Annotated in this window: 1 protein-coding gene; it reads left to right on the forward strand. The window is 51.0% G+C overall.

Annotation, left to right across the window (positions count from 1 at the left end):
* Window positions 1-319: 319 nt before the first annotated feature.
* Window positions 320-478: a YqzM family protein gene (locus tag L691_RS32000; RefSeq protein ID WP_156934229.1), complete on the forward strand. Its 159-nt coding sequence runs from the start codon at window positions 320-322 to the stop codon at window positions 476-478.
* Window positions 479-741 lie beyond the last annotated feature (263 nt).

Here is a 741-nt window from a genome sequence, read left to right on the forward strand (position 1 = left end):
GTAGGGCATGACTCCGGATTTAAGGGGCCTAGCCGATTGCGCAGGAATTTCGGGCTGTCCGGACTAAATGTAACGTTGAGCGTGCCCAAAAACTGTATGTTCGCAGGCGTGTCCCCCGTGGCTAACTCATATGGACAAAAAGATGTACCGTTTCAGGTTTTCCGTCTTATCTGCCCCTTTTCGCATCACTAAGGTCCTGATCATCTTTACAACTTACCGGGGACTTGAGTATACTTAAAGAAAGCGCATTATATGTCAATGACTTAACTCATACTCCTGCAATCAAAATGATTGTCCATTTCTGTGAGGAGGTCAAACTATGGATGTCAATGTGCGGAAACACGACCCACGGGAGCATGTAAATGAAGAGCCCCGCAATGACCTTGGCGATTTGATGAACGGCTTTTTCGGAATGACTACATTTATGGCGGTTGTATTTTTCGGCATGGTCATCATCAAGTTCCTAATATCGAGGTAAAAAACAGCAGTCCCGGGTTACCGGGCCTGCTGTTTCTTGTTATCCTCGGAAACGTAGAGCGCATCCCGTCAGGGACAGCGGGCACACCTTCGCTTGATGCACTGTCCCCCATCCCTCACAAACGCAGAGCGCATCCCGTCAGGGACAGCGGGCACTCCCTGTTTGATGCCCAATCCGCCATCCCCCACAAACGTAGAGCGTATCCCGCAGGGACAGCGGGCACACGTTCGCTTGATGCGCAATCCGCCATCCCCCACAAACGC

Origin of the sequence: Paenibacillus zanthoxyli JH29 (genome assembly GCF_000520715.1) — a bacterium.
In the GTDB taxonomy this organism is placed as follows: domain Bacteria; phylum Bacillota; class Bacilli; order Paenibacillales; family Paenibacillaceae; genus Paenibacillus_AQ; species Paenibacillus_AQ zanthoxyli.

Coding starts and splice junctions, on each gene's coding strand:
- L691_RS32000 (WP_156934229.1), top strand. CDS start 320: ATGGATGTCAATGTGCGGAAACACGACCCACGGGAGCATGTAAATGAA.